Consider the following 21,102-nt stretch of genomic DNA (forward strand, 5'->3'; position numbering starts at 1 on the left):
ACCCGTGCTGCCGCGGTCGCCCATGCCGTACCGACCTCTGAACTGGCGGCCGACCCGGATTCCGATGTCCGGGAGGCTGTCGCCGCACACCCAGACCTGCCGCCCGGTCTGCGTGATCTGCTGGCAAGGGACGAGGACATCTTCGTCAGGAACGCGATCGCGACTCGGGCAGACACCCCGCCGGCGCTGCGTGAACAGGTCGTGGCCACGCTGGAGCCCGACAGCCCCCTTGCCGAGTGGATGCTGTCGTTCAGTCGCCACACTTGTCCCCCAGCCGCACCGGCCCCACCCAATCTCACGCGGCAGCAGGTAGAGTCCTTGCTCGCTCAGGCCGGGCTGTAAGGATGAGCTCCTGTCGTCAAGCTACCTGAGGCAGGACGGCCACGGAGGTTGAGCATGTGGTTCGACTTTCGCGACCTCGGGTTGGCTGTGTAGGGGAGACGTGGGTTTCGGCACAGATCTTGGGGAGCGGTCGCGGCGGGCGACGGTGTCGTCAGTCCGGCGCGGTCATCTTCGGTCAGGGCGGTGGGGTGGCGAATGAGCCGGGGCCGGTCACCTGCCGCGCCGTCGGCGGCCGGGGCGGGGCCTCGGACGGAGCCTCGCGGAGCAAGGCGATGTGGGCCCCCGGACCATCTGGTAACCGACCGGCGCATTGTCGGCGAGGAGCTCACCGTGGAGGCGGGTGACGCTGGTGCACCCCTCAGTGAACCGGCTTTCCAGGTAGGGCTTGTAGGGGTCTAGCCGGCTGGGCCGGGGCCGGTTCTCACGGAAGTGTGGGCGGTCACGTTCTTCGGCTCTGTCGCTGATCTTGTGATCGGGCGTGTGTTGTCGGTGGCGCCTGTCATCCTGTCCGGCGTGTACTTCGCGGAGTTTCGAGGTGCTCCTGCCTCATCTGTCCGGTGTCGTGGTGGAGTTGGTCGAGCGGTCAGTCGGCGGGATTACGATGCATGCCCGTGTCCGTGCGGCCGACGCGCTGTGCCCGCACTGCCGGAGCGCATCGGGACGGGTGCACGGCCGATACCTGCGACGGCTGTCTGACGCGGCGATCAGCGGCACCCGGGTGGTCATCGAGCTGCTGATACGCCGGTTCCGGTGCCTCAACGCCGCCTGCGCGGCCGTGACGTTCGCCGAGCAGGTCACCGGGTTGACCAGCCCGCATGCCCGCTACACCCCGCTGATGCGCGGGACGCTGACCTCGATCGCGCTGGCGCTGGCCGGGCGGGCGGGAGGCCGACTCGCGGTGGCGCTGGGGATCCCGGTGGCGAAGGACACCCTGTTACGCCTGCTCAGAGCCTTCCCCGAGGAGCCGGCCGGGCAGGTTCGGGTGCTGGGCGTCGACGATTTCGCGCTGCGGAAGGGGGATTCGTACGCCACCATCCTGGTCGACCTGGAGCGGCGCCGTCCCATCGACGTGCTGCCGGGACGCGACGCCGAACCACTGGCCGCCTGGCTGCGTGACCACCCCGAGGTGGAGGTCATCTGCCGGGACCGGGCCGGGGCGTACACGGAGGGCGCCCGCACAGGTGCCCCGCAAGCGGTGCAGGTCGCAGATGCGTGGCACCTGTGGAAGAACCTCGGCGAGGCGGTCGAGAAGACGGTCGGCGCCCAGTACGCCTGCGTGCGGGCCGTGTTCGAGAAAGTGTCGACACGCGAACCCGCCGACGCGCCCACTGATGACGCAGGCCAGGTGACGGCACCGGTCGGGACCCTGGACGTCTGCGGGCGCGAGCGCCGCCTGGTGGTCCGGACCCGGGACGGTTCACCCTGGTCCAGCACCTGCTGCACGAGGGAGCCTCGCTGGAGTCGATCTGCCACCGGCTCCAGCTGGACCGTTCCACAGTCCGCCGCTTCGCCCGCGCGACAAGCATCGACGAACTCCTGGCCAAGGCGGTCAACCGGTCCACCATCCTGGACGAGTACCGGCCCTACCTCCACCAGCAGTGGAACGAGGGTCGCCACGACACCGCTCAACTTCACCGCGACATCGCGGCCCTCGGCTTCACCGGAAGCATCCAGGCCGTCCGCCGCTACCTGCGGAACTTCACGCCCTCGGCTCCCGCGCCGGCGCCCAGGCCCGCGCCGCGGCCCCGCCGCATCGTCCGGTGGATCATGACCAATCCGGGCAACCTCCCGGACGAGGACACCCTCACCCTCAAGGAGATCCGCGCCGGCTGCCCCGAACTCGACGCGGTCACCGACCACGTCCGCGACTTCGCCGAGATGATGCGCGACCTGCGCGGCGACCAGCTGCCCCAGTGGATGGAGCGGGTCGAGCAGGGCCCCCTGCCCGCACTGCACTCCCTGGTCGACGGGCTTCGCCGCGACCAGGACGCCGTCATCGCCGGACTCTCCAGCCCCTGGAGTTCCGGCCAGGTCGAGGGGCAGAACACGCGAGTGAAGTTCATCAAGCGGGCCGGGTACGGCCGCGCCAACTTCGACCTTCTGCGCAAGCGGATCCTGCACAGAACCTGATGGATAGTCACAAGATCAGCGCCCGAGCCCACAGCCCCGCAATCGCCGATCACGAAATCGGGACGGCAGCCGCGACCGGGCCCCAGCGTCCCTTTCCGTGCTCCTCCATGGCCGGGCGTGCGCCCGTGCTGGGTGGGCCTGGTGGCGCCGGCCAGCGGCGAACCCACGGCGTCGGGGCAGCGAGAATGGCGGGATGGACGGACTGGGTGGGGCGCTGGAGCGGGCAGCTGCGGATGGCGATGTGGTGGACGGCTGGCTCCAGGGGCTGGCGGGAAATCAGGTGCTGCCGGTGGAGATACTGGCCCGGCTGCTGGAGTTCGACGAGCTGCCGATGCCGAGTTTCTGGCTCAAGTACAGGACCTTGGATGCCGCAGCGACGGAGCTGCTGGTGGCTTCGCCGCAGATCCAGCACCGGCTGGACGTGACGGAGAACGCGACGGCGGACGTCGACGTGCTGGCCCGGCTCGCGCGGGATCCGGAACCACGGGTCCGGTTCGTGTACGCGGTGATGCTCTTCGAGTACAAGCGCCGTATCCCTGCCGGGGTGCTGGAGATCCTGGCGCAGGACCTGGAACCGAAGATCCGGCGGATCGTCGGCGAGAGTGAGAAACCGCCCGTCGCGGTGCAGGAGCCGCCGCCCGTGCTGACGGCGGAGCAGCGGGTGACGCACCCGGATCCGGCGGTGCGGATGGAGGCCGCCGCTGATCCCGAGGTACCGACCGTCCTGGCCCTGCGACTGGCGGAGGATCCCGAGAACGACGTCCGGCTCGCGGTGTCGATGCGGGAGGAGCTGACGGAGGAACAGCGCACAGCCATCCCTTGCACGGTGTGGCAGCACTTCTGGTCGCCGCCGCCCTGGATCGCACGGCAGGCGACCGACCCGGAGGCGGCCCGCCGGATCGCGCGGTCGGCGCACGTCGGGCTTCGGCGGGTGCTCGCGGCTCAGCCGCACCTGACGCCGGGCGTGGTGGCCCTGCTGGCCGCGGACGAGGACGAGTGGGTGCGGCGCACATTGGCCGAGTCGTGCGAGGACGCGCCGCACGAGCTGCTGGTGGAGCTGTACGCCACGGTGCAGGACCGGTACTGGTCGGGGTACCGCAGCCACCGCAACTTCCCCCGGCCCGGGTTGGCCCGGTTCGCCGACGACCCCAACCCGCGGCTGCGGCACGCCGCGTTGGACGACCCGGAGGCCGGGCCGGAGCTGGTGCTGCGGCTGGCCGACGACCCTGAGGTGGGTGGCTGGGCGGTGCGCGACCCCAGGCTGCCCGCCGACGAACTGCTCCGGCGGCTCACCCTGCCGGCACATGCCGCCGCTGCCGCAGGCAATCCGGCACTGCCGGTGGCGGTCATGCACCACCTGCTGGACCTCGCCCGGGCACGCTGACCTTAGGCGAGTGGCTGATGCATGGCCTGCAGGGCGATCAGCCCGCCGTCCAGCGAGAGGTATCCGACCACCTCGGCCAGCACCACCAGGGCCGTCAGGCCGACGCAGCGTCACAAGATCAGCGACAGAGCCCGTTCTTCCCCGCGGCCGACGTCACGCAATTCCCCAGCTGCTGGTGGTGGCAGACGAGCTCTCAAACAGCTTCTGATGGGGGCGCGAGGACGGTCCCGTGAGCTTCGACCTTGTGGTTCTTGCGATGGACGCTTCGGCGGATGCTGCATCCGCGCGAGCGATGTATGAGCGGTGCCGACCGGAAACCACGACGAGGGTGAGCCGGACGCGCGAGTGACCCGGTTCTATGAGTGCCTGCGCTCGAGTTTTCCGGACCACCCGCCGTATGCCGATACCAATCCGTGGATGTCGATGCCACTGTCGATCGGTATCGACCACGTCGTCATGAACCTCAGCTCCTCGGCCAGGAGCGATGCTGCGCTCAGGGCGATCGAGGAACTCGCTGCGGAGCACGGCCTCGTCATATGGGATCCGCAGTCCCAAGATGCCCATCTTCCCGGAGCTGGAACTGCCGGCTGGTCAGATCGAGGCTTGTCGATGGGGTTCTTGGGCCGCTTGTTGGGGCGGTAGCTGGGGCCGTTCGTAATGACCTGGTGGCTGGTGTTGATCAGCCGGTCCAGGAGCGACTCGGCGACGACGGGGTTGGGGAAGAGCGGATACCAGTCGCTGGGCGACGGGCTGCGCCGGCAGTCGCGGTGGGCGGCGACGCAAGTCTCCACGGTCCGGCCGAGGTCCTGCCACAGATGGAACCCGACAGGGCTCGGAATGCCGGTCAGAAACAGGAACTACGGGATGCCACAGGCCTCACGGCACGGGGTTCAGCAGGCGTAGCGATGGGTGTAGGGGGTGTCCGGGCAGGTGCGGCAGACGGGGACACCGAGGACGACGAAGCCGCGATCAACACCCTGCTCACCGCCTTGGGTATCGACCCCGACGCAGTGACGTACCGGGGAAGTGTACGAAGGGACGAGGCCCAGTGACCGACTGCAGGACACGTGCTGGGTACCAGCCCTAGGCCAGGGGGACGGGCGTGGTGCGACTGGTGCGATCCTGCCGCGCCGCTGTGCGCAGCGCTGCGATGACGGCCGTGGTCGTCGGGTTCGCGGTCTGGGTGTGGCGGGTCGCGGCGAACAGGAGGCGCTGGATCGGGTGGTCCGCGATGGGCGCCGTGCGGATTCCCGGTGTGGTCGGGTCGATGGCCGTTCGGGGGATGAGCGCGGTGGCGAGGCCGGCCCGTGCGAGGGTGAGCTGGGCGGCGATGTCGGCGGTGATGTAGCGCATCGTCGGTGCGAAGCCGGCTTGGTGGCAGGCCTGCAGGATGGCCTGCCCGCAGTCCGTGGTGGGCGGCGGCACGGCGAGCGGGTGTGTGGCCAGTTCCCGCAGGTCGACGGGCCGCTCGTCGGCTTGGTCGGCCGCCGTGACGACGAGCAGCGGATCGTCGAGCAGCGGTGAGACCTCGATGCCCCGGGGGGTCGCGTCGGGTAGGTGGTGATAGCGCTGTCCCAGCACGACGTCGACGGTGCCGAGCGTGAGCTCCCGCAGTTGCGCCTGGTCGGTGACGAGGCAGGTCACGGTGAGCTGCGGGTGGTGTGAGCCCAGTGCGGTGAGCGCGGGTGCCACGATCCTGGCGACCGTGGACGGCAATGCGGCGAGCGTGGTGGTGGCGCCGACCGTGCCCTTGACCACTGCGATGGCGGACTCCGCTTCCTCTACGGCGGCGAGGATCCTGTCGGCATGTTCGAGGAGCACCTGGCCCGCCTCCGTCAGTGCCACGCTTCGCCCGTCGGGGCGCAGCAGGTCGACTCCCACGTCGTGTCGCAGCGCGGACAGCTGCTGGGACACGGCACCGGCGGACAGCGCCAGTGACTGGGCGGCCGCGGTGATGGAGCCGCGGGCGGCGACGGTCTTGAGCATGTACAGACGGCGGATATCGAGCATGACTCGATAGAATAGCTAAAGGGTTCCATCAGAAATCATCCCCTTGACCTACCGAGTTGGTGTGGGTGATCTTCAGCGCATGGAAACCCTCGACTGCATCTCCGCGGTTGCCCGACCCATCCACGATTTCGGTGACGAGTTCATGTCCGACGAGGCGACCGGCGCCGTCGGTCTCAGTGCCGGGTTCGCCCCGGGGCGCGGCTTCTACTGCCGCGGACGGTTCGGGGTGCTCGGCGAGGCACCGGCCTCGGTGGTCCAAGCGGTACAGGGCTTCCTCGGCCCCCACCTCGTTGCCGCCGGCTGGCTGGCGGGACGCCCCGTGATGCCGGCGGAGGAGGCCTCCGCCTGCTATGCGCAGGCCGTCCGGACGTGGGGGCGCGCCCACATCCCCGGCGACGTCGACGTGGAGCACTTCAATCACCTGGCACAGCAGCTGATCGACGGCGCCGACGCCGACGCCCTTCCCCTGTTCGCCGGCTGGCGCGCGCAAGCCTGCCCCGGCGACGACCCGGTGGGCGCGGCCATGCAGCGCATACACGTACTACGGGAACACCGTGGAGCCTGCCATCTGGCGGCGGTGCGCCTATGCGGGCTGAGTGCCCAAGACGCCATGGTCATCAACCTCGGTGTCGAACAGGCAGCTCACTACGGCTGGCACGAGCCGCACCCCGTTGCCGCAACACGGGTCCCCCGACGGCAACGTGCCGAGCAGCTCACCGACGAGATGCAGGCGCCGCTCTACGCCACACTGACCGATCGGCAACGTACCGAGTTCGCCCAGCTCGTCGACGCGTTGACCGCCGACTGATTTCGTGACCGCTTCACCGAGGCGGCTTGAGGGTCCTTCAAAGCCACCGGGCCTGCGCGGCCGCGCTCGACGATTGGGTGCTGTTCCTGGACTGGCACGGCGACGGACGCGGCTACCGGCGCCACGAATTCACCGCGTCCCCGACGGCCGGACCCGTGATCAGCCGCCGGGGGCGGGCACATCGTCCTGGCCGTGGGCGGGGACGCGGCCGAGGTCGACCCCGGGCAGCGGGCGCAGCTGTGCGGCGGTGACCCACGTGCCGTACTCGACCGGCTCGACCCCGCCCCCGTACTGGTGCAGCCGGTCCCGTTCCGCGAGCAGCCGTTGGTGGTGCTCACGGAGCACGGGCACTTGGTCGAGCCGGCTGTCCAGGACCGTCTGGATCTCGCGCAGCCCCAGGTCCCTCGAATGTCAGCCGATCGCGTCCTACGTCCAACCCGTACCCCGCGGAGCGGCCGCGCAGTTCGGACGAGCGCTCCGTCACCGGTTCGGCTCGCACCGCCGGGGAAGGGGCACGGTCCCGGGCCGGTGCTCGAAGGTGTCCATGACGGTCACCCCTGCGCCTGCCCGTCAGCGCGCGGGGCTTCAGTGGGCCCGCATCGGCCTTCGGTCCGCCCGGGCTGGATGCCCGGTGGTGTCGCGCACGGCCAGGAGGAACGCGGCGATGGGGTCCGGGACGTTCGGGACTTCGGCGCGCAGGATCCGGTAGCCGCCGACTTCGACGGCGTGGCCGGTGTGTTGCTGCCGCCCTTCTTCGGGCTGCTCCACCGTGCCGGAGTTCCGTCGAAAGCGGAGGGCATCGGCACCTGCGGCGATGACTTCGGCGAGTTGGTTGGCGAGGGCCGCGTTGCACCCTCCGAGCCGGACGAAGCCGTGGCCTGCCACCGGCCCGTCGTTGCTCAGGGAAGGGAGGGTCAGGTCTGCGAGTGCGAGCGCTGTCCGAAGGTTGGTGACAGCATCTTGGCCGGCCTGATAGGCGGTGTCCTGGCGCTGCTTGTACTGGATTCGCTCTGTGTAGGTCAACTCGTACATGTTTCAGGCCTTTCAGGATGAAGGTGGGGGAGGGGCGCCGGAGCGCGTTGTGCATTCGGTTCAGCGGGGGTGTGGCCTTGGCCCGGCGCGCCGGTTCCGCTGCCCACGGACCATAGGGCCGCCGCAGCGATCGGGTGCGGGGTTGCGGGGCGCGGGGTGCGATCCGGGTCGTACAGCCGTGGTCGGCCCCGGATCGGCTCGCGACGGGGATAGGGCGGGTAGACCGTCGGGCTGAGTCTGCGGACGGCCCGTGACTATCGGTTTCGATCTTCGTTTCAGAGGTGCAGGCGAACACCCCTTTGATGTGTGGGAAGGACCGGGTTGGCAAGGGAGTTGGCGGCTGTTACCGCCTTTGCTCTTCGCGGTCGCCGCCCTTGGGACGCCGGGCCTTCTGGTGTCGCCGTCCGACAGCGCAGTCTTCGCCGGGGCGCTCGCTCCGGAATCGTTCTGCCGCGCTTGGACGGCGGGCCGCTCTCGCCGACCGCGGAACCGTCGGTCGGCCATGCTCCGATGGCGGTACCGACGGGTGTCAAACCCTTGCGTGGCGCCGCTGCGACTCCCGCCGAGCAGACGACCGAACAGCCCCGAGGTTGCCCCCGCGCCGCCGGCACGCATCCGACCGTCGTGTCGGTACCCCGGTGCCACCTTGTCCGTCACCGCGGCCGCGGCCGCAACGCATGGCCCTGGCCGAGCACCGCAGTTCTGACCTGCCTCGCAGCTCACACTGCCGCATGCGGGGGGCCGTCATGCGCCGTACCTGAATCTGTGACCGCTGGACGGAGAGCGGGCACCCCTCTTCCCTGCCACGGAGTAGCCGGGAGAGGCGCCGTCCGGCCCGAGCCCGACAGTGGTTGTCCGGCCGAGCGCAGAGGCGGGCGGGTTCCGATGCCGTGGCGCGGTGTGGCGCGGCGGCCGTGTGAGCGTGATCTGGCGGACCAGCTGCTGGAAGCAGGCCAGCGCGGCGACGGCGGGCAGAGCGGACGAGGTTCCGGCAGCGATGGTTCTGGGTGCCTGTGCAACGCACAGAAGGGTGGCCAGGGTGGAGAACAACAGAACGATGGACCAGGAATGCAGGGCGCGTCGCTGGTGCAGCGCGGATCTGAGGATGGACAGGGAGGCGACCATCCAGGGGCCGTAGATCAGCAGGGGCCACCAGCCGACCACTTCGCGGGCCGTGTGGAGTCCGGCGCTGTGGCGCAGGGTTTCGCAGATGGCCATACCGCTGAGGATGCTCACCACGGCGGCGATGATGGCGACCAGCACGGCGGTGAACAGGCTGCCCGTTCTCAGGAGGGTCGCGACCGGCGGCTTCGACGGGCTCCGGCGGTGCCCCCTGGAGGTCTGCCTGGGCGGCTGCTCGCCGACGGCGTGCTTCAGCCCGGCGACAAGGCCCATGGCGCTGACTGTGTCAGCCGAGGTGTCGAAGCCGACGTGATCGGGTTGCCGGGGCGCAGCGCTCTCCTGGAGGAGGATGGCGAGCTCTTCCGCCGGATCCCACGGCCGATCCGGCTCGGCGTGCGCGCCGAGCGGCTGTGCGGAGGAGTGGAGCCGCACAGGGTCCGGCTGATACCAGAAGGCGGTGTTGTCCGGCTGGGGGTGGGAGGCATGGACGTCCGGGGATCCGTACGGCTCAAACATGAGTGCTGCCGCCCGAACGCCGGTCGCCGGGCATTGTGGACCGGTCGATGTTCCTCGACCCTCGCTCGAAGTCGATCTGGATCATGCTCATCGTATGAAGGAAGTCCTCGAAGATCGAGGACGAGTAACTCAGATCGACCGCCAGGCTCTCTTGTTCCAGCGTGGCGTTCCTGGTCTCCCTGCAGCCGCTTGGGCGCGGGGTGAAAGTCCACTTGCCGATCTGAGTGGGCGCGGCGTGGAAGCTGCCTCCCTGTCCGTCTCCTTCCGCAGGCCCGCGGAAGGAGTTGGGGAGCTTTGCTTTTGTCATATGCCGTAAACGCTGTTGATGTTGGTCAGGGTATGGGCCATTCGGGTAGTGATGGCGGATGAATCGGCGTTCCCTGTCGCTTATAGGTTCTGCAAATACAACGGGAGAAGCGGTTACGTGCTGCCGCGCCGTTGTTTCAAAGGGTCGAGGAGTAGCGGAGAAGCGGACCCGGGTGCAACGTTCCTTCGCCCCTGACCTCCCGTTCGTCGGCACTACTGCCGCGCCCTGACGCGGCCTGACGTGCCCTGCCGCCGGGCCCGCATCGGGTGGCCGGCGCGCCCCCATGTGAGCGCGCTTCTCGGCACCGAGGCTCGCTGAGCCGGCCTGCGCCCCCTTCTCCGGTCACCCGGACGTCGACCGACCATCATCAAAAACGCTTAGATGTCATGGCCTGCAGATTGCTGCGCATGGCTGCAATCCGGGGGGAGGGCGCAACCCTGCATATGCCCCTGCGTTATGCCCAGCAATCGCGGGGCTCCGATCATGTGGGCCCCGGAACCGTCAGCCTTCGAAAGGATCGGCTATGGGGGGAATTCTCCTGTGGATCGTGTTGATCTCGACCGCACTGGGCACAGGTTGCACTGCATTGACGTCATCAGGGACCGGCCGCCTGTGGCGCGTGGATGCCCTTGAGCTGCGGCGCCAGCAACGCTTCAAGCACGTCCTCTCCTGCCATGTGGACGCGGTCCGGCTGTCTGCCCGGCGAGCTGCGGCACCGGTACGACGTGGTGAGGAGCCCGTCGGTGTCTGGGCCTGCCTGAGTGCGGATCAACTCCGGTACGACAAGGAGCCGGTCCACGACTCCTCACGCGAGACGCCAGAGGTCTCGCCGCCCGTTCCTCATGTCCACGGCCGCGCTTTCGGCGGGTGAGCGACGCGTCGACTTCAGATGACCCGTGCACGGTGGCAAGGCGTGCCATGTCGGCGCCCAGGAGGAGCAGCTGAAATCGTTGAATCCCTTAAAAACCCCGGCAATCCACACGTGGCCCGTCGCCTAAGAAACCCCGGCAATCCGTACATTGTCGATTTCGTCGATGAATTCGGCGCACGTCAAATAGGTTCGGCCTGTGCGCTCCCTGTTCGACGCATCTCAGTTCTGCATGCCCAGGGGAATTCGAGGAGTGTCGAGAATAAAATAATTATCATCTACCCGGAAGTCCTGGCCCGAAATTCGCAAGGGCCTGCCACCCTTCCCTGGAACGTCTCCCGGCGGCAAGGTCGTCACTCGCGCCCCGCTCGACGGGGGATGGGGGTGATTCGCATTCACCCGACGATGCGAGAGCTTGCAGGATCATATGAATCTTCCAGGAGAAGGGTCGAGTGAGCATGGCACCCTACGGTGACCGACCCGATCGCGGCCCGTGGCCGACTGCTCTGCGCCGTGTCCTGGCAGCAGCGGCACGAGTCGGGAACAGGTTGAGGGCGGCGCTGATACGAGTGGCACGCCGCTTCGCTCAAGAGGGAGAGGAGGGCACACTCGCCACGAACCGGACGAAAATATGCTCGGCTCAGGTGCGCGAGGATGAATACAGGGCAGGCTTCGCCTTCCCCACGCCGCATGCGGCGGGCGACGCGAGCGACCTCCACGAGTGCCCGTGGTGCCTCTCGCTCGGAAATCCCGGTATCGACGACCCGGCCGACCCCGACGGGCCCGGCTGGTGATGGCACCTGTGAGGGTTCGATACCGGTCCTGACGCGAGCACGCCGTAGCCCCTGCGCCCGCTCCCTCAGAGGTCCTCGCCTGTGGCGATTCCAGCGCAGACGATGAGGGGCCGACGCCGGTGGGGACCTTTGCCGAGGACGTCGCCGCGTATCGGGCCTCGAGTCCCTGGTCGGACTACACCTCGCCAAGGCGGTCCGGCAGACCGAAGAGTGAGAAGAGGTGGCCGGTGTCGCGGTAGGCCGTGATGCCGCTGATCCGGTCGTTGCGGAACTCGAGGACTTGGAGGGCCCACGGCGCACCGCGCATCCACGTCGAGTACGGGGGCAGGCGCAGCGTGGCGTCGACGTGGAGGAGCATGTTCAGCTCCTTCACGTCGTAGCGGGAGAAGGCCGTCGCGTAGCGCTCGGCCGGCACCCGACGAACGTTGTCGTCGGAAGGCCGGGCTGGGCGGCGACGAACGCCAACCGGACCGACTCGCCGACCGTCGCGGCCGCCTCCGGATCGCCGCCGGGGCAGGGCTCCCACCACAGGACGGAGTCCTGCGGGGGCGCCGGCGGGGTGGCGCCCCCGCTCGGTCCGGACCGGTCCATCGGCAGCGCCCGCCGCTTGCCCGATGCGAGGGCGTCCAGGCACACATGGGTGGCGATGCGGTACACCCACGTCCGCAGCGCCGAGCGGCCCTCGAAGCGGTCGCTGTGCCGGTCCTTCTACGCCGAGGGGACCGCCCTGCGCCGCTACGCCTCGGAGTGGACCGCGACCGAGCTGCGCCGGCAGCTTGCCGTCGAACAGGACGAGCGGGACCGGCTGGTCGACCTCGGGGCCGGGGCGGCGGGAACACCGTCATCTACACGCCGGCCCCGTAGGAGCGGCTTCCGTCCCGTCGCCCGGGGCTGGACGACGAGACGGGGTGCGGTCGCCGGTTCCGGTCTGCAGGGCTACGGCAGGCCTCCGACGGGGACGGTCAGCGCGGTCGCTTCGGCCTCGGTCTCGCGGGTCACGGGGATTTCGAGGGTGCGGAACCGGTCGAGGAGGGCGAGGGCGATTGCTGGGACGGCCAGGTAGACGAGGAGGACGACGAGGGCCTGTGTGGTGCCGTGGCCGTCGAAGTAGATCGTGTTGCGGAGCAGGATGTAGGCGTTGCGGGGCGGCAGGAACGGGCCGATGTCGGTCCAGAACGCGGGGAGGTAGGGGACGCCGTTCGCTCCTCCGGAGGACGGGTTGCCGAAGAGCATGACCACGATGACGGTCACGAGTGTTCCGGCGGCGCCGAGGAGCTTCTGCAGGACGGCGGCGACGAGGGCGACGACGGCGACGATCAGCGAGAGGATCGGCCAGACGATCCAGAACTTCTCCAGGGGGTAGCCCTGGAGCCAGGGGCCGACGACGAGGTTGACCGCCAGGCCGGCCAGGACCGAGAAGCCGAGGAGGGCGGTCAGGCGTCGGCGTCCGGTGGCGCTGCCGGTGACGGTTCTGAGCATGGTGGAGGCCATGTAGCCGCCGACCAGCAGCGGGACCAGCATGAGGGACACCACGAGGCCGAAGGGGTCCTTCTTCGCCAGCGGGTGCGGCGCGTACTGCTGGACGCTGAGCGGCTGCCCGAGCTTCTTCGCGGCGATTTCGAAGTTCGCGGCCAGGTCGAGGGGGGCGACGTCGCTTTGGGTGGGGACGACGAGCAGGGTGTTCGACGTCTGCCCGGGGATGAGCGCCCCGTAGATCTCGGCCCGGTCGATCGCGTCCTTCGCCGCCTGCTCGCTGGGGTACTGGGTGACCTTGAGGGAGAGGTTCCGCTGGGTCGCGGCCACGAGCGGGGAGCGGCCGACGGTACCGAACGGCATGTCGGTCGCGACGGGTTCGTGTGCCGAGCTCATGTAGTTGACGGTGAACAGGCACTGCATGACCGCGGCGATGGCCAGCGCGACGAGCACCCGGACTGCCGGCTTCGTGCCCGCGGCCCGCGCGGCCGGGACATCGACTGCGTCAGGCGTGTCGGGTGTGTCGGGCGCATCGGCGGGTGCGGCTGCGCCGACCCTTTTGACCGGCCGCCACCGTCCCAGGTAGCCGATGACGATGCCACCCGCCAGCGCATACAGGCCGAGGACGATCAGCGGTGTGGTGATGTTGTTGCCGTTGAAGTAGATGACGTTGCGCACCAGGGCGATGGCGTGCTGCGGCGGGAAGACGGCGCCGAGATGCTGCCAGTAGTCGGGCAGGAGAGTGACGCCGACGCCGCCGGCCGCGGAGCCGCCCACGATGATGAACAAGATCGCGACCGCGAGGGTGCCCGCAGGTCCCAGGAGACGCTGGAAGGCGGCGGCCGCCAGGCTGACCGAGGCGGCGATCAGGATGAAGCACGGCAGGAGCGGCCAGAAGTGGCTGTTGGAGTAGGCGCCGATGCCCGGCCCGGCGATGAGGTCCGTCAGCAGGGCGCCCACCGTCGAGTAGCCGACGAGCATCGCCACGTGCCAGGGGGCCGCCGCCGTCCTGGTCGCCTTGAGCAGCAGGACGGCCGCCAGGTAGCCGCCGATGAGCAGCGGGATCAGCAGCAGCCCGGAGACGCCACCGAGACGGTCGTACTTCGGCAGCGGCTTGACGGCCTTCACCGTCAGCGGCCTGTCGAGCTTCTTGGCCGCGTCCTCGAACGCGGCCTCCAGCTCCACCCGCCCGAAGAAGCTCTTGGCGGGGACCACGATCAGGGTGTCGCTCGCCTGGCCGGGCAGGTAGGCGCCGTAGAGCTTGCTCTGGCCGATCGCCTCCATCACCGCGGACTCGTCCGCATAGCTGCGGGTGTCCAGTGACACCTTCGAGGCCACCGCGTTCACGACCGGGGACGCACCGGTCACCCCGAACGGGGTGTTGCGCAGCACGAGCAGCTGCAGTGCACTGACCAGGCAGAGCGCGAAAAAGCTCTGCAGGATCAGAACGACGCCCAGCGCGAGCACGGCCTTCTTCAGCATGCGCTCACCCGCCGGCCCGTGGTGCCCCGCACGCCATGCGCCTTGCCCGGGCCGGCCGCATGGGCCGCCACTGCTCGGACGGGGCCCCCGCTCACAGCCAAGGAACTACACATTGCATCCATATATGCACGCTATGTCCTCCATGTGTGTGGGACATGGAGGTCGTGGGCTCACCCGTGTCGAGGACGTGGCGCTCCCGCCTGGCTCGGAGGCGGATCTACTGGGTGAGTTGCGAGTTGCGCAGACGGCGGTGCGGGCGGTGGCGGAGGCGATGGCCCAGCCGTCGTGGGTGAGGCGGGCCGGCATCAGGTCCAGGGCGGCCGTCTCACCGGCGATCTGCTGCGTACTGATCATGCCCGGTGCCCACTCGTTCGGGGGCATTGCCGCCGGGCCGAGCCATTCCCGTATCGGCGTCGGATTCGGCAGCAGCACAGCCACCCGTCGTCTCCGGCCGTTCGCTCGTGCCGGCGCGGGCCGGGTCTGCGGCGGATGCCGCGGCCTGCCGGAGGGTTCGGCGCAGGATTCGGGTGGGCGCGGTGCGACGGCCCTGGCCGTCGGGCGGGGCGAGGTCGTCGGGCGGGGCGAGGTCGTCGGCGCGGTCCAGGAGTCGCTGGGGCTGGTGCTGCCAGTTGTAGGCGAAGAAGGCGATGCCCCGGGATTGGGCATTGCGGGCGAGGTCGAGCAGGTAGTGGAGGCCGGTGAGGTCGAGGAACGTCAGGCGGCGCATGTCGCACGCCACCGCCGCGACACCGTGGTGGAGGGCCGTCCGTACGTCGTTCAGGGCCTGGTCGCCGTCTACGTCCAGCTCGCCGACCGGGGTGACGTGCAGGGTCGCACCGTAGTGTCTGATGTGGATCTCGAACGTGCTGTGCATGGGGCCTCGTCTCGCCCGACAGCCGGGTGGACCCTTCGATACTCACCCCGGACACGGCTCGCCCACAACCTTCGCCCGCAGCCTTCGCCCGGCCCCGCAGCCGGGTCCGGCACGGGCTTCCCGGGGGCGTCCCGGGGGCGTCCCGGTCACCGGGCAGATCCGGGGCTGTTCACGTGACAGGACCCGGCCGGGTGACTACGGGCCCGGCCGGGTCCTGCGTGCGTGGGGTGTGACGACGTGGACGGGGCTGCGTCCTTCGTCGCGCATCTCGCCCTGGTGGCGTTCGCGGCGCGTTTCGTCCTCGCGGCGTCGCTCGAGTTCTTCCGGGCTCTTGCCCCGGGCGCTCTCCTGGCCGGTGCCGGGGTGGACGGGGTCCTGGATCGGGCGGCGCAGGTGTTCCGGCTCGCTGCCGTTGCCCGGTTCCTGGCGCTTGTCCTGCGTACCGCCCATGACGGCGACCCCTCCATGGGCGCGTGCGGATTCCTCCGGCCATGCTGACACGGAACATTACATATTGCACCTTTTGTGTCACGGAGTGTGGTGGGCGGGTGATGTCGGGGCCAGGGTGGCCGGGTCGGCGGCCCATCGGCAGGCCTGCCCCCGACGATGGGCGGCGTACCCATCCGCCGCCCGCGTCAGGAGCCCCGTCCCATGCTGGAACGCACGCTGAAGAAGGACCGCACCGAGGTCACCTTCGTCCTCCCCGCGGACATTCCGCCGGGTCCCGTCAGCGTGGTGGGTGACTTCAACGACTGGCAGCCCGGCGTCCACACCCTCAAGGCCCGCAAGGACGGCAAGCGCGCGGTCACGGTCGCGCTGCCCATGAAGAGCGTCCACTCGTTCCGCTACCTGGCGGCCGGCGACTACTGGTTCAACGACGAAACGGCCGAGGACCAGGACGGCCCCAACAGCCGCCTGCACACCTGAAGGCCCCGGCCGGCGCGACCGGGGACGGCCTCAGGCGCTGAGAACGTCGACACGTGCCGGCCGGCCCGGCCACCCCCATCGGTATCCCTGTGACGGCCCTGTCACCCCGCCCGGGATGGATGCTGTCGGCGAACTGCCTACCCCTCGGCCGCCCGGGCCGCTCTTCGGGGAGGGCCGTGCGGCGAGGTTCATCCGCATGGGTGAGGTGCAGGAAGGATGGAGGACTTCGCCCGCGGCGGGAGGCCATGATCAAGTGCCGGAGCCCGTTTCGCCTGGGCTGCGGCCGGGGCGTCAAGATCGCGCCGTGGCACCGGATGGAGGAGCGGGACCGATGGCAACAGGCACTGTGAAGTGGTTCAACGCCGACAAGGGGTACGGCTTCATCAGCCAGGACGATGGCGGCGCAGATGTGTTCGTGCACTTCGCGGCCATCCAGACCAACGGGTACAGGAGCTTGGAAGAGAACCAGCGGGTGGAGTTCGAGGTCACCCAGGGGCAGAAGGGCCCGCAAGCGGAAATGGTCCGCCCCCTGTAACCCCTCTTCGTTCTGCCTGCGCTCTGTTCCACGCGATGGCCGGTGGAACAGAGCGCAGTCCCGGCTTCGCCAACGGCATCCCCCGCCCGGCGGCAGGGCCGCCGTCACCAGCCCGGTCTTCTCCCGCCCGGGGACGTGGATGCCGGCTCCGGCGGTGCACTGCCGGTACATAGGTGAGTGGGTGGCGACCAGGCACCGTCGGGGTCTGGCGGTGGACCAGGCCGAGCGGAGGCGCTGCTGGGGTACGCGGCCGGCTGCCCGAACGCGTACCTCGCTTTCGAGCGGGCGAGTTGAGACAACCCCCGCCCCGGGCAGGAAACGGCGGCGGTGGTCACCAGCACGGCGGTCGCGGACCCTTGGGCTGACAGCGGGCCCGTACGGTCGCGTGGACCCCGGTCGGCGATCGCCTTCAGCGGCGTCTTGCGTTCCCCGGTGCGGTAGCGCGCTCGACGGAGCGCTGGCTGACCCCCAGCTCCGCGGCCACGGCCTTGATGGTCTTCAGCTTGCCCATCAGGAAGTTGATGCGGGCCTTCAGTGTCTTGGGCGGCTCCCGGGTGAAGGTCTCGTGGTCCGCGCGTTCCAGGGCGTCGTCGATGCCCCCCCGGCCTACTCCGCTTCGCCGTGACGGCGTCGCCGCCCTTGACGTGCTGGGCGGGGTTGTGGCCCTTCTCCATGAGGTCGACGGCCCAGGCCACCTCTTGGACGCCTTCGACCTTCGCTAGCCCGGGGTTTGCCGAAGGCGGTGTACGGGAGGAGGTCGAGCGGGGACGGGCCGTGGCTCGCGTGGACGACGCAGCCGGACAGCACACCGAGCGGGTACCGCCCCGTCGCCTTCGCCGTGTTGGCCATCTTGCGGTGCATGTTGACCCGCGCCTTGGAGACGACAGCGGCCCGGATGCCGGGCCGCGAGGTCGGCCGCTCCAGCGCCGGCCACCGCTCACCGTCCCGGTAGTGGCGTCCTTGGGGGCGTTCGCGGAGTTTGCCGATGCCGCCCTTGATCGTCGCCGTGATTGTCGCCGTGATCGCGGCGAGGACGGCCGCCATCCCGGGGTCGACCTGCTTGTGGCGCTCCATCGCGGCGAGGAACTGCCGATCGTCCGAATCCACGGTGACGCCGAGGTCTCGGAAAACCCCTCCGTCACCGTGTGTCAGTAGCCGGTGCCGCGCTTGACCTGGGTCCGCTCGATGCTGTGGGCCGCTCCCTTGTCGTCCAGCGTGCGACATGCGTCGGCGATGTCCTGGGTCAGGCGATCGATCTGCTCGCGGCTCAGGGTCTCCTTGACCAGAGCGCGCAGGATCTTCACCCGTTCCGCGTTGGGCGGGAGGGTGTACGCCGGCACCATCCAGCCCCGCTCGGCCGAGAGCTGCCAGGCGATGTCGGACTCGTCGTAAGCGTGCTTGCCGGCGAGACGGAAAGCGACCAGCGGCAGCTGCTCGAGGTCGCTCCCGATCACTTCGAAGCGGCCGCTGTCGCGCAGGTTGTCCGCCAGCGCGCGGGCATTCTCTTGCATCGCCTTCATGACGTAGGTATAGCCCTGGCGACCGAGCCGCACGAAGTTGTAGTACTGCGCGAGCACCATCGACGCACCGGTGGAGAAGTTCAGCGTGAACGTCGCGTCGGTCTTGCCCAGGTAGTTCTCGTAGAAGACGAGGTCCTTGGCGAGGTCGGCCTCTTCGCGGAAGACCAGCCATCCGATGCCGGGGTAGACCAGTCCGTACTTGTGCCCCGAGACGTTGATCGAACGGACCTGCTCCAGCCGGAAGTCCCATTTCGAGTCCGGGTAGAGGAAGGGCCAGACGAATGCGCCGCTGGCGCCGTCGACATGGATCGGAATGTCGAGGTCCCGCTTCTTGCGAACGTCCCGCAGGAGCTTGTCGATCCCGACGACATCGTCCTTGTGGCCGGTGAACGTGGTGCCGAGGACGGCGACGACACCGATCGTGTTCTCGTCGAGGTGGGGTTCCACGTCCTCCGGGCCGATCGTGTACTTGTCCTCGGCAAGCGGCATGATCCGCGGCTCGACGTCGAAGTAGCGGCAGAACTTCTCCCACACGACGTGGACGTCGCCGCCGAAGACCAGGTTGGGCCGGTCGGTCGAAAGGCCGGCTGCCTGGCGGCGCTCGCGCCACTTCCACTTCAACGACAGCGCGCCGAGCATGATCGCTTCGGATGAGCCCTGGGTCCGGCATCCGGTCGTCCTGCCGGGCGCGTGGAAGAGGTCGGCGAGCATGCGCACGCAGCGCTGCTCGATCTCGGCGGAGATGGGGTACTCCGCATGGTCGATGAAGTTGCGGTGGAGGTTCTCGGCGATGAGCCGTTGGGCCTCCGGCTCCATCCAGGTGGTGACGAACGTGGCGAGGTTGCGCTGCGGGTCGCCCTCCATGGCGAGATCCACATCCACGAGCCTCATCGCGTCCGTCGCGGCCATGCCTTCCTCGGGGAAGGTCTCCGAGGGAGCGGGCACCGTCAGGAATCGGTTGCCGAACAGAGCCGAGTCGTCGCGCTTGGTCATGTCTCGATTCAACAGCGCCGAAGCCTGCCGCGGTCGAGGGACACACCGCGCGGCCGGCGCGGTCAGCGACATCGTCACCGGGCCGGGCGTGCGCCGAGGAGGTGGAGCAAGCCGTCCGCGTACTGTCCAGCAGAGATGCGGCCGCGCCCGGCGCATCCCCACCCACGCCCTGAAGGAATACGTCCAGCGCCACCTGGCAGAGGCCGCCCGATGACCGCGCCCAAGTACACCCGCCCCGACCGGCTCCACGCGCTGTACGAACTCGCCCTGCGCCGCACCGAAACGGCTTTACTCCGCTTCGAAGCAGGCTTCGCCCCGGCGGCACCTGACGATGGACCCGGTCGCCGAGGGGGCGCGGTCACGGGTCCGCAGGCCCAGCTCGCACCCCAGCGCGGAGGCCGTGCTGACCATGTCGCGCTGGAGTGGCGGAAGACCTTCCTGGGACAGCAGGGCCGGACACGCAGAAGCCTCCGCCGGCCCGGGTTCACGTAACAACGTCACCGTCCACAGCCGGGCAGCCGTCGTGCAATCAATGCCCCGCTGGGCCCGAGGTCGCGGCCGCTACCGAGCTGACCGTCGCGCCCATCCGTTGGAGCGCGTTCCTCGCCGGGGCCACGGTGGGCTGACGTCAAGTTCAGGCCATGAGGCCATCACGTGATCGTCTGCTGACTCCCGTCAGGCAACACGCAGGTGGAGGCCCTGTACGGGTTCTCCTTGACCTGTCCACCCGCGGCCGCGCACTCTTCCCCGGTGATGGTCGGAGACGCGGCGGCCTGAGCGCTGACAGCACCGACCGCGCTCGCGCCGGCCAGGGTGGCCGCAGCCAAGGCGAGGCCGAGCATTCTTCTCATACGCATGACTTCCTCCTCTCAGGCGCCCCCGTTCGGCCCTTTCAAGGACAAGTCTCGGGCCGACAGCGCCCTCCTTCTCAGCATGGGCGATGCACCGGAGGCCCGCGAGACGAGTCGCGTACCGCAACAGCGATCCGGTCGAGGCCAGTGCGGGAGTCACCCGCAGCACATGCGGTGTGACCAGGGACGGGGAGAACTGCTGCCTCCGGGCCAGGCATCACCTCTACAGGCGGAGTGAAAGAGAAAGTGGCACCTGTCGACAACAGCAGGGCAAGCGCAGCCGGAGCGGAGCCTGGCGGAACGGCAGCCGAGCAGGTCCGGTGGCCGTGCAGACCGGCCTAGGAGGCCGGCGGGGGTTGGGGTGCGGTCGGGGTTGCGGGGGTGGCATGTGGCTGGGGGCGCGTGGCTGCGGCCAGGGGTGCCGTGGGTGCGGGGCGCGGCGTGGCTGGAGGTGCAGGGTGTGGGGCCCGTTTATTTCGCAGGCGGTGAAGAAGGCGCCCAGAGCCACGGCCGTCAGAAGCCGCTCTCCTTTCAGGGCGGCGTCCAAGGTCGTGCGGGGAGCAGCAGTCGTCCGGTTTCGTCGCGGCCGGCGAGGTCTTCAAGTATGTGCAGGGAGAGCTTGCCGGCGTCTGCGCGGATCCGGCGGAGTTCTGAGCCCATGCGTCGCCGGTTGGTGATCGAGGTGGGGGCGCGTCGGCGGGGCCGTGGGCCGGCGGCGGCGCGCGCCCCGTTCATGCGTCGGCGCTCTCACCGGGGGCCGGCTTAGCCGTGGTCTGGGGCGCCGGATCGGCGGCGGCGCGGCACGCACACCACTTGTTGTAGAGCAGGGGCCCGGCCACGCCGGCGCCGGTGACGGCGGCGCCGATGATGACGCCCTGCCCGCGTGAGAAGCACCGCAGCGCGTCGGGGCCGCCCCGCCTACCGGCTTCCTTGGAGAGTGCCGCGTAGACCCACGTCATGATGTTGCCTCGGTTCGTATCGTTCGCTCGTGACGGCTGGACGATCGCAGGATGGCGGCACGCGGGTGGAGCAGTTCACGACTTCTTTCCGTCACAGGGCGCGGGTGCCTCCGTTGCCGAGGGGTGCGCTCGTACCCGGACGCCGCGTGGGCGCCCTACCGTGTGACGCACGGTC

Annotated in this window: 18 protein-coding genes and 4 pseudogenes; 8 read left to right on the forward strand and 14 right to left on the reverse strand. The window is 69.4% G+C overall.

Features of this window, described 5'->3' with window-relative positions; genetic code table 11:
* The 4 genes and pseudogenes from AB8A24_RS18560 to AB8A24_RS18575 all read left to right on the forward strand — a co-directional run.
* Positions 1-342, forward strand: a pseudogene (locus AB8A24_RS18560) (hypothetical protein); the annotation flags it as partial.
* 601 nt (positions 343-943) lie between these two features.
* Positions 944-2,113, forward strand: a complete 1,170-nt coding sequence (locus AB8A24_RS18565; RefSeq protein ID WP_369476715.1) for an ISL3 family transposase — start codon at positions 944-946, stop codon at positions 2,111-2,113.
* A complete protein-coding gene (locus tag AB8A24_RS18570) occupies positions 2,110-2,472 on the forward strand; it encodes a transposase (protein WP_369476717.1) in 363 nt (120 codons plus the stop codon). Before AB8A24_RS18565 ends, AB8A24_RS18570 begins: the two co-directional genes overlap by 4 nt.
* 193 nt (positions 2,473-2,665) lie before the next feature.
* Positions 2,666-3,856, forward strand: coding sequence for a hypothetical protein (locus AB8A24_RS18575; protein ID WP_369476718.1), 1,191 nt, complete (start codon positions 2,666-2,668; stop codon positions 3,854-3,856).
* A gap of 1,083 nt (positions 3,857-4,939) precedes the next feature.
* Here the strand turns inward: AB8A24_RS18575 and AB8A24_RS18580 are convergent.
* Positions 4,940-5,866, reverse strand: coding sequence for a LysR substrate-binding domain-containing protein (locus AB8A24_RS18580; RefSeq protein WP_369476720.1), 927 nt, complete (start codon positions 5,864-5,866; stop codon positions 4,940-4,942).
* A 79-nt stretch (positions 5,867-5,945) separates the two neighbouring features.
* Here AB8A24_RS18580 and AB8A24_RS18585 point away from each other — a divergent pair, with 79 nt between their 5' ends.
* Positions 5,946-6,674: a hypothetical protein gene (locus AB8A24_RS18585; protein ID WP_369476722.1), complete on the forward strand. Its 729-nt coding sequence runs from the start codon at positions 5,946-5,948 to the stop codon at positions 6,672-6,674.
* A gap of 297 nt (positions 6,675-6,971) precedes the next feature.
* Here the strand turns inward: AB8A24_RS18585 and AB8A24_RS18590 are convergent.
* The 4 genes and pseudogenes from AB8A24_RS18590 to AB8A24_RS18605 form a co-directional block, all read right to left on the reverse strand.
* Positions 6,972-7,073, reverse strand: a pseudogene (locus AB8A24_RS18590) (MerR family transcriptional regulator); the annotation flags it as partial.
* Positions 7,074-7,259: 186 nt separating this feature from the next.
* On the reverse strand, positions 7,260-7,697 hold the full coding sequence (locus tag AB8A24_RS18595) for a hypothetical protein (protein ID WP_369476724.1): 438 nt from the start codon (positions 7,695-7,697) through the stop codon (positions 7,260-7,262).
* Between the two features lie 753 nt (positions 7,698-8,450).
* A complete protein-coding gene (locus AB8A24_RS18600) occupies positions 8,451-9,344 on the reverse strand; it encodes a hypothetical protein (protein ID WP_328965352.1) in 894 nt (297 codons plus the stop codon).
* The gene (locus tag AB8A24_RS18605; protein ID WP_328965353.1) at positions 9,337-9,651 is read right to left on the reverse strand and encodes a hypothetical protein; all 315 of its coding nucleotides are present in this window, start codon (positions 9,649-9,651) and stop codon (positions 9,337-9,339) included. The genes AB8A24_RS18600 and AB8A24_RS18605 overlap by 8 nt, the downstream gene beginning before the upstream one ends.
* Positions 9,652-11,163: 1,512 nt before the next feature.
* Here AB8A24_RS18605 and AB8A24_RS18610 point away from each other — a divergent pair.
* Positions 11,164-11,313: a hypothetical protein gene (locus AB8A24_RS18610; RefSeq protein ID WP_328965354.1), complete on the forward strand. Its 150-nt coding sequence runs from the start codon at positions 11,164-11,166 to the stop codon at positions 11,311-11,313.
* 175 nt (positions 11,314-11,488) lie between these two features.
* On the opposite strand, the gene AB8A24_RS18615 is transcribed toward AB8A24_RS18610, so the two are convergent.
* The 4 genes from AB8A24_RS18615 to AB8A24_RS18630 form a co-directional block, all read right to left on the reverse strand.
* Positions 11,489-11,728, reverse strand: coding sequence for a hypothetical protein (locus AB8A24_RS18615; RefSeq protein WP_328965355.1), 240 nt, complete (start codon positions 11,726-11,728; stop codon positions 11,489-11,491).
* Between the two features lie 521 nt (positions 11,729-12,249).
* Positions 12,250-14,268, reverse strand: a complete 2,019-nt coding sequence (locus AB8A24_RS18620; protein WP_369476727.1) for a hypothetical protein — start codon at positions 14,266-14,268, stop codon at positions 12,250-12,252.
* A 325-nt stretch (positions 14,269-14,593) separates the two neighbouring features.
* On the reverse strand, positions 14,594-15,142 hold the full coding sequence (locus AB8A24_RS18625) for an STAS domain-containing protein (RefSeq protein WP_369476729.1): 549 nt from the start codon (positions 15,140-15,142) through the stop codon (positions 14,594-14,596).
* A gap of 195 nt (positions 15,143-15,337) precedes the next feature.
* A complete protein-coding gene (locus AB8A24_RS18630; RefSeq protein ID WP_369476730.1) occupies positions 15,338-15,592 on the reverse strand; it encodes a hypothetical protein in 255 nt (84 codons plus the stop codon).
* A gap of 201 nt (positions 15,593-15,793) precedes the next feature.
* Here AB8A24_RS18630 and AB8A24_RS18635 point away from each other — a divergent pair, with 201 nt between their 5' ends.
* Both AB8A24_RS18635 and AB8A24_RS18640 read left to right on the forward strand, forming a co-directional pair.
* Entirely contained in the window at positions 15,794-16,069 is a 276-nt protein-coding gene (locus AB8A24_RS18635; protein WP_328965360.1) for an isoamylase early set domain-containing protein, read from the forward strand.
* Positions 16,070-16,400: 331 nt separating this feature from the next.
* Entirely contained in the window at positions 16,401-16,604 is a 204-nt protein-coding gene (locus AB8A24_RS18640) for a cold-shock protein (RefSeq protein ID WP_030299464.1), read from the forward strand.
* Between the two features lie 392 nt (positions 16,605-16,996).
* Here the strand turns inward: AB8A24_RS18640 and AB8A24_RS18645 are convergent.
* The 5 genes and pseudogenes from AB8A24_RS18645 to AB8A24_RS18665 all read right to left on the reverse strand — a co-directional run.
* Positions 16,997-17,199, reverse strand: a pseudogene (locus AB8A24_RS18645) (XRE family transcriptional regulator); the annotation flags it as partial.
* A gap of 28 nt (positions 17,200-17,227) precedes the next feature.
* Positions 17,228-17,726: pseudogene (locus AB8A24_RS18650) on the reverse strand (transcriptional regulator); the annotation flags it as partial.
* A 26-nt stretch (positions 17,727-17,752) separates the two neighbouring features.
* Positions 17,753-19,117, reverse strand: a complete 1,365-nt coding sequence (locus AB8A24_RS18655) for a glutamate decarboxylase (RefSeq protein WP_328965362.1) — start codon at positions 19,115-19,117, stop codon at positions 17,753-17,755.
* 650 nt (positions 19,118-19,767) lie between these two features.
* Positions 19,768-19,974 carry a hypothetical protein gene (locus AB8A24_RS18660; RefSeq protein ID WP_328965363.1) on the reverse strand — a complete coding sequence of 69 codons (207 nt, stop codon included), beginning with the start codon at positions 19,972-19,974 and terminating at the stop codon, positions 19,768-19,770.
* 725 nt (positions 19,975-20,699) lie between these two features.
* Entirely contained in the window at positions 20,700-20,927 is a 228-nt protein-coding gene (locus AB8A24_RS18665) for a hypothetical protein (RefSeq protein WP_328965364.1), read from the reverse strand.
* Between the last annotated feature and the right edge of the window lie 175 nt (positions 20,928-21,102).

It is taken from the genome of Streptomyces sp. BF23-19, assembly GCF_041106355.1.
GTDB classification, from domain to species: Bacteria; Actinomycetota; Actinomycetes; order Streptomycetales; family Streptomycetaceae; genus Streptomyces; species Streptomyces virginiae_A.

Excerpts from the sequence above, each read along its gene's own strand:
- AB8A24_RS18565 (WP_369476715.1), top strand. The coding sequence starts at position 944 with ATGCATGCCCGTGTCCGTGCGGCCGACGCGCTGTGCCCGCACTGCCGG.
- AB8A24_RS18570 (WP_369476717.1), top strand. The coding sequence starts at position 2,110 with ATGACCAATCCGGGCAACCTCCCGGACGAGGACACCCTCACCCTCAAG.
- AB8A24_RS18575 (WP_369476718.1), top strand. The coding sequence starts at position 2,666 with ATGGACGGACTGGGTGGGGCGCTGGAGCGGGCAGCTGCGGATGGCGAT.
- AB8A24_RS18580 (WP_369476720.1), bottom strand. The coding sequence starts at position 5,866 with ATGCTCGATATCCGCCGTCTGTACATGCTCAAGACCGTCGCCGCCCGC.
- AB8A24_RS18585 (WP_369476722.1), top strand. The coding sequence starts at position 5,946 with ATGGAAACCCTCGACTGCATCTCCGCGGTTGCCCGACCCATCCACGAT.
- AB8A24_RS18600 (WP_328965352.1), bottom strand. The coding sequence starts at position 9,344 with ATGTTTGAGCCGTACGGATCCCCGGACGTCCATGCCTCCCACCCCCAG.
- AB8A24_RS18605 (WP_328965353.1), bottom strand. The coding sequence starts at position 9,651 with ATGACAAAAGCAAAGCTCCCCAACTCCTTCCGCGGGCCTGCGGAAGGA.
- AB8A24_RS18620 (WP_369476727.1), bottom strand. The coding sequence starts at position 14,268 with ATGCTGAAGAAGGCCGTGCTCGCGCTGGGCGTCGTTCTGATCCTGCAG.
- AB8A24_RS18625 (WP_369476729.1), bottom strand. The coding sequence starts at position 15,142 with ATGCACAGCACGTTCGAGATCCACATCAGACACTACGGTGCGACCCTG.
- AB8A24_RS18630 (WP_369476730.1), bottom strand. The coding sequence starts at position 15,592 with ATGGGCGGTACGCAGGACAAGCGCCAGGAACCGGGCAACGGCAGCGAG.
- AB8A24_RS18635 (WP_328965360.1), top strand. The coding sequence starts at position 15,794 with ATGCTGGAACGCACGCTGAAGAAGGACCGCACCGAGGTCACCTTCGTC.
- AB8A24_RS18640 (WP_030299464.1), top strand. The coding sequence starts at position 16,401 with ATGGCAACAGGCACTGTGAAGTGGTTCAACGCCGACAAGGGGTACGGC.
- AB8A24_RS18655 (WP_328965362.1), bottom strand. The coding sequence starts at position 19,117 with ATGACCAAGCGCGACGACTCGGCTCTGTTCGGCAACCGATTCCTGACG.
- AB8A24_RS18660 (WP_328965363.1), bottom strand. The coding sequence starts at position 19,974 with ATGCGTATGAGAAGAATGCTCGGCCTCGCCTTGGCTGCGGCCACCCTG.
- AB8A24_RS18665 (WP_328965364.1), bottom strand. The coding sequence starts at position 20,927 with ATGACGTGGGTCTACGCGGCACTCTCCAAGGAAGCCGGTAGGCGGGGC.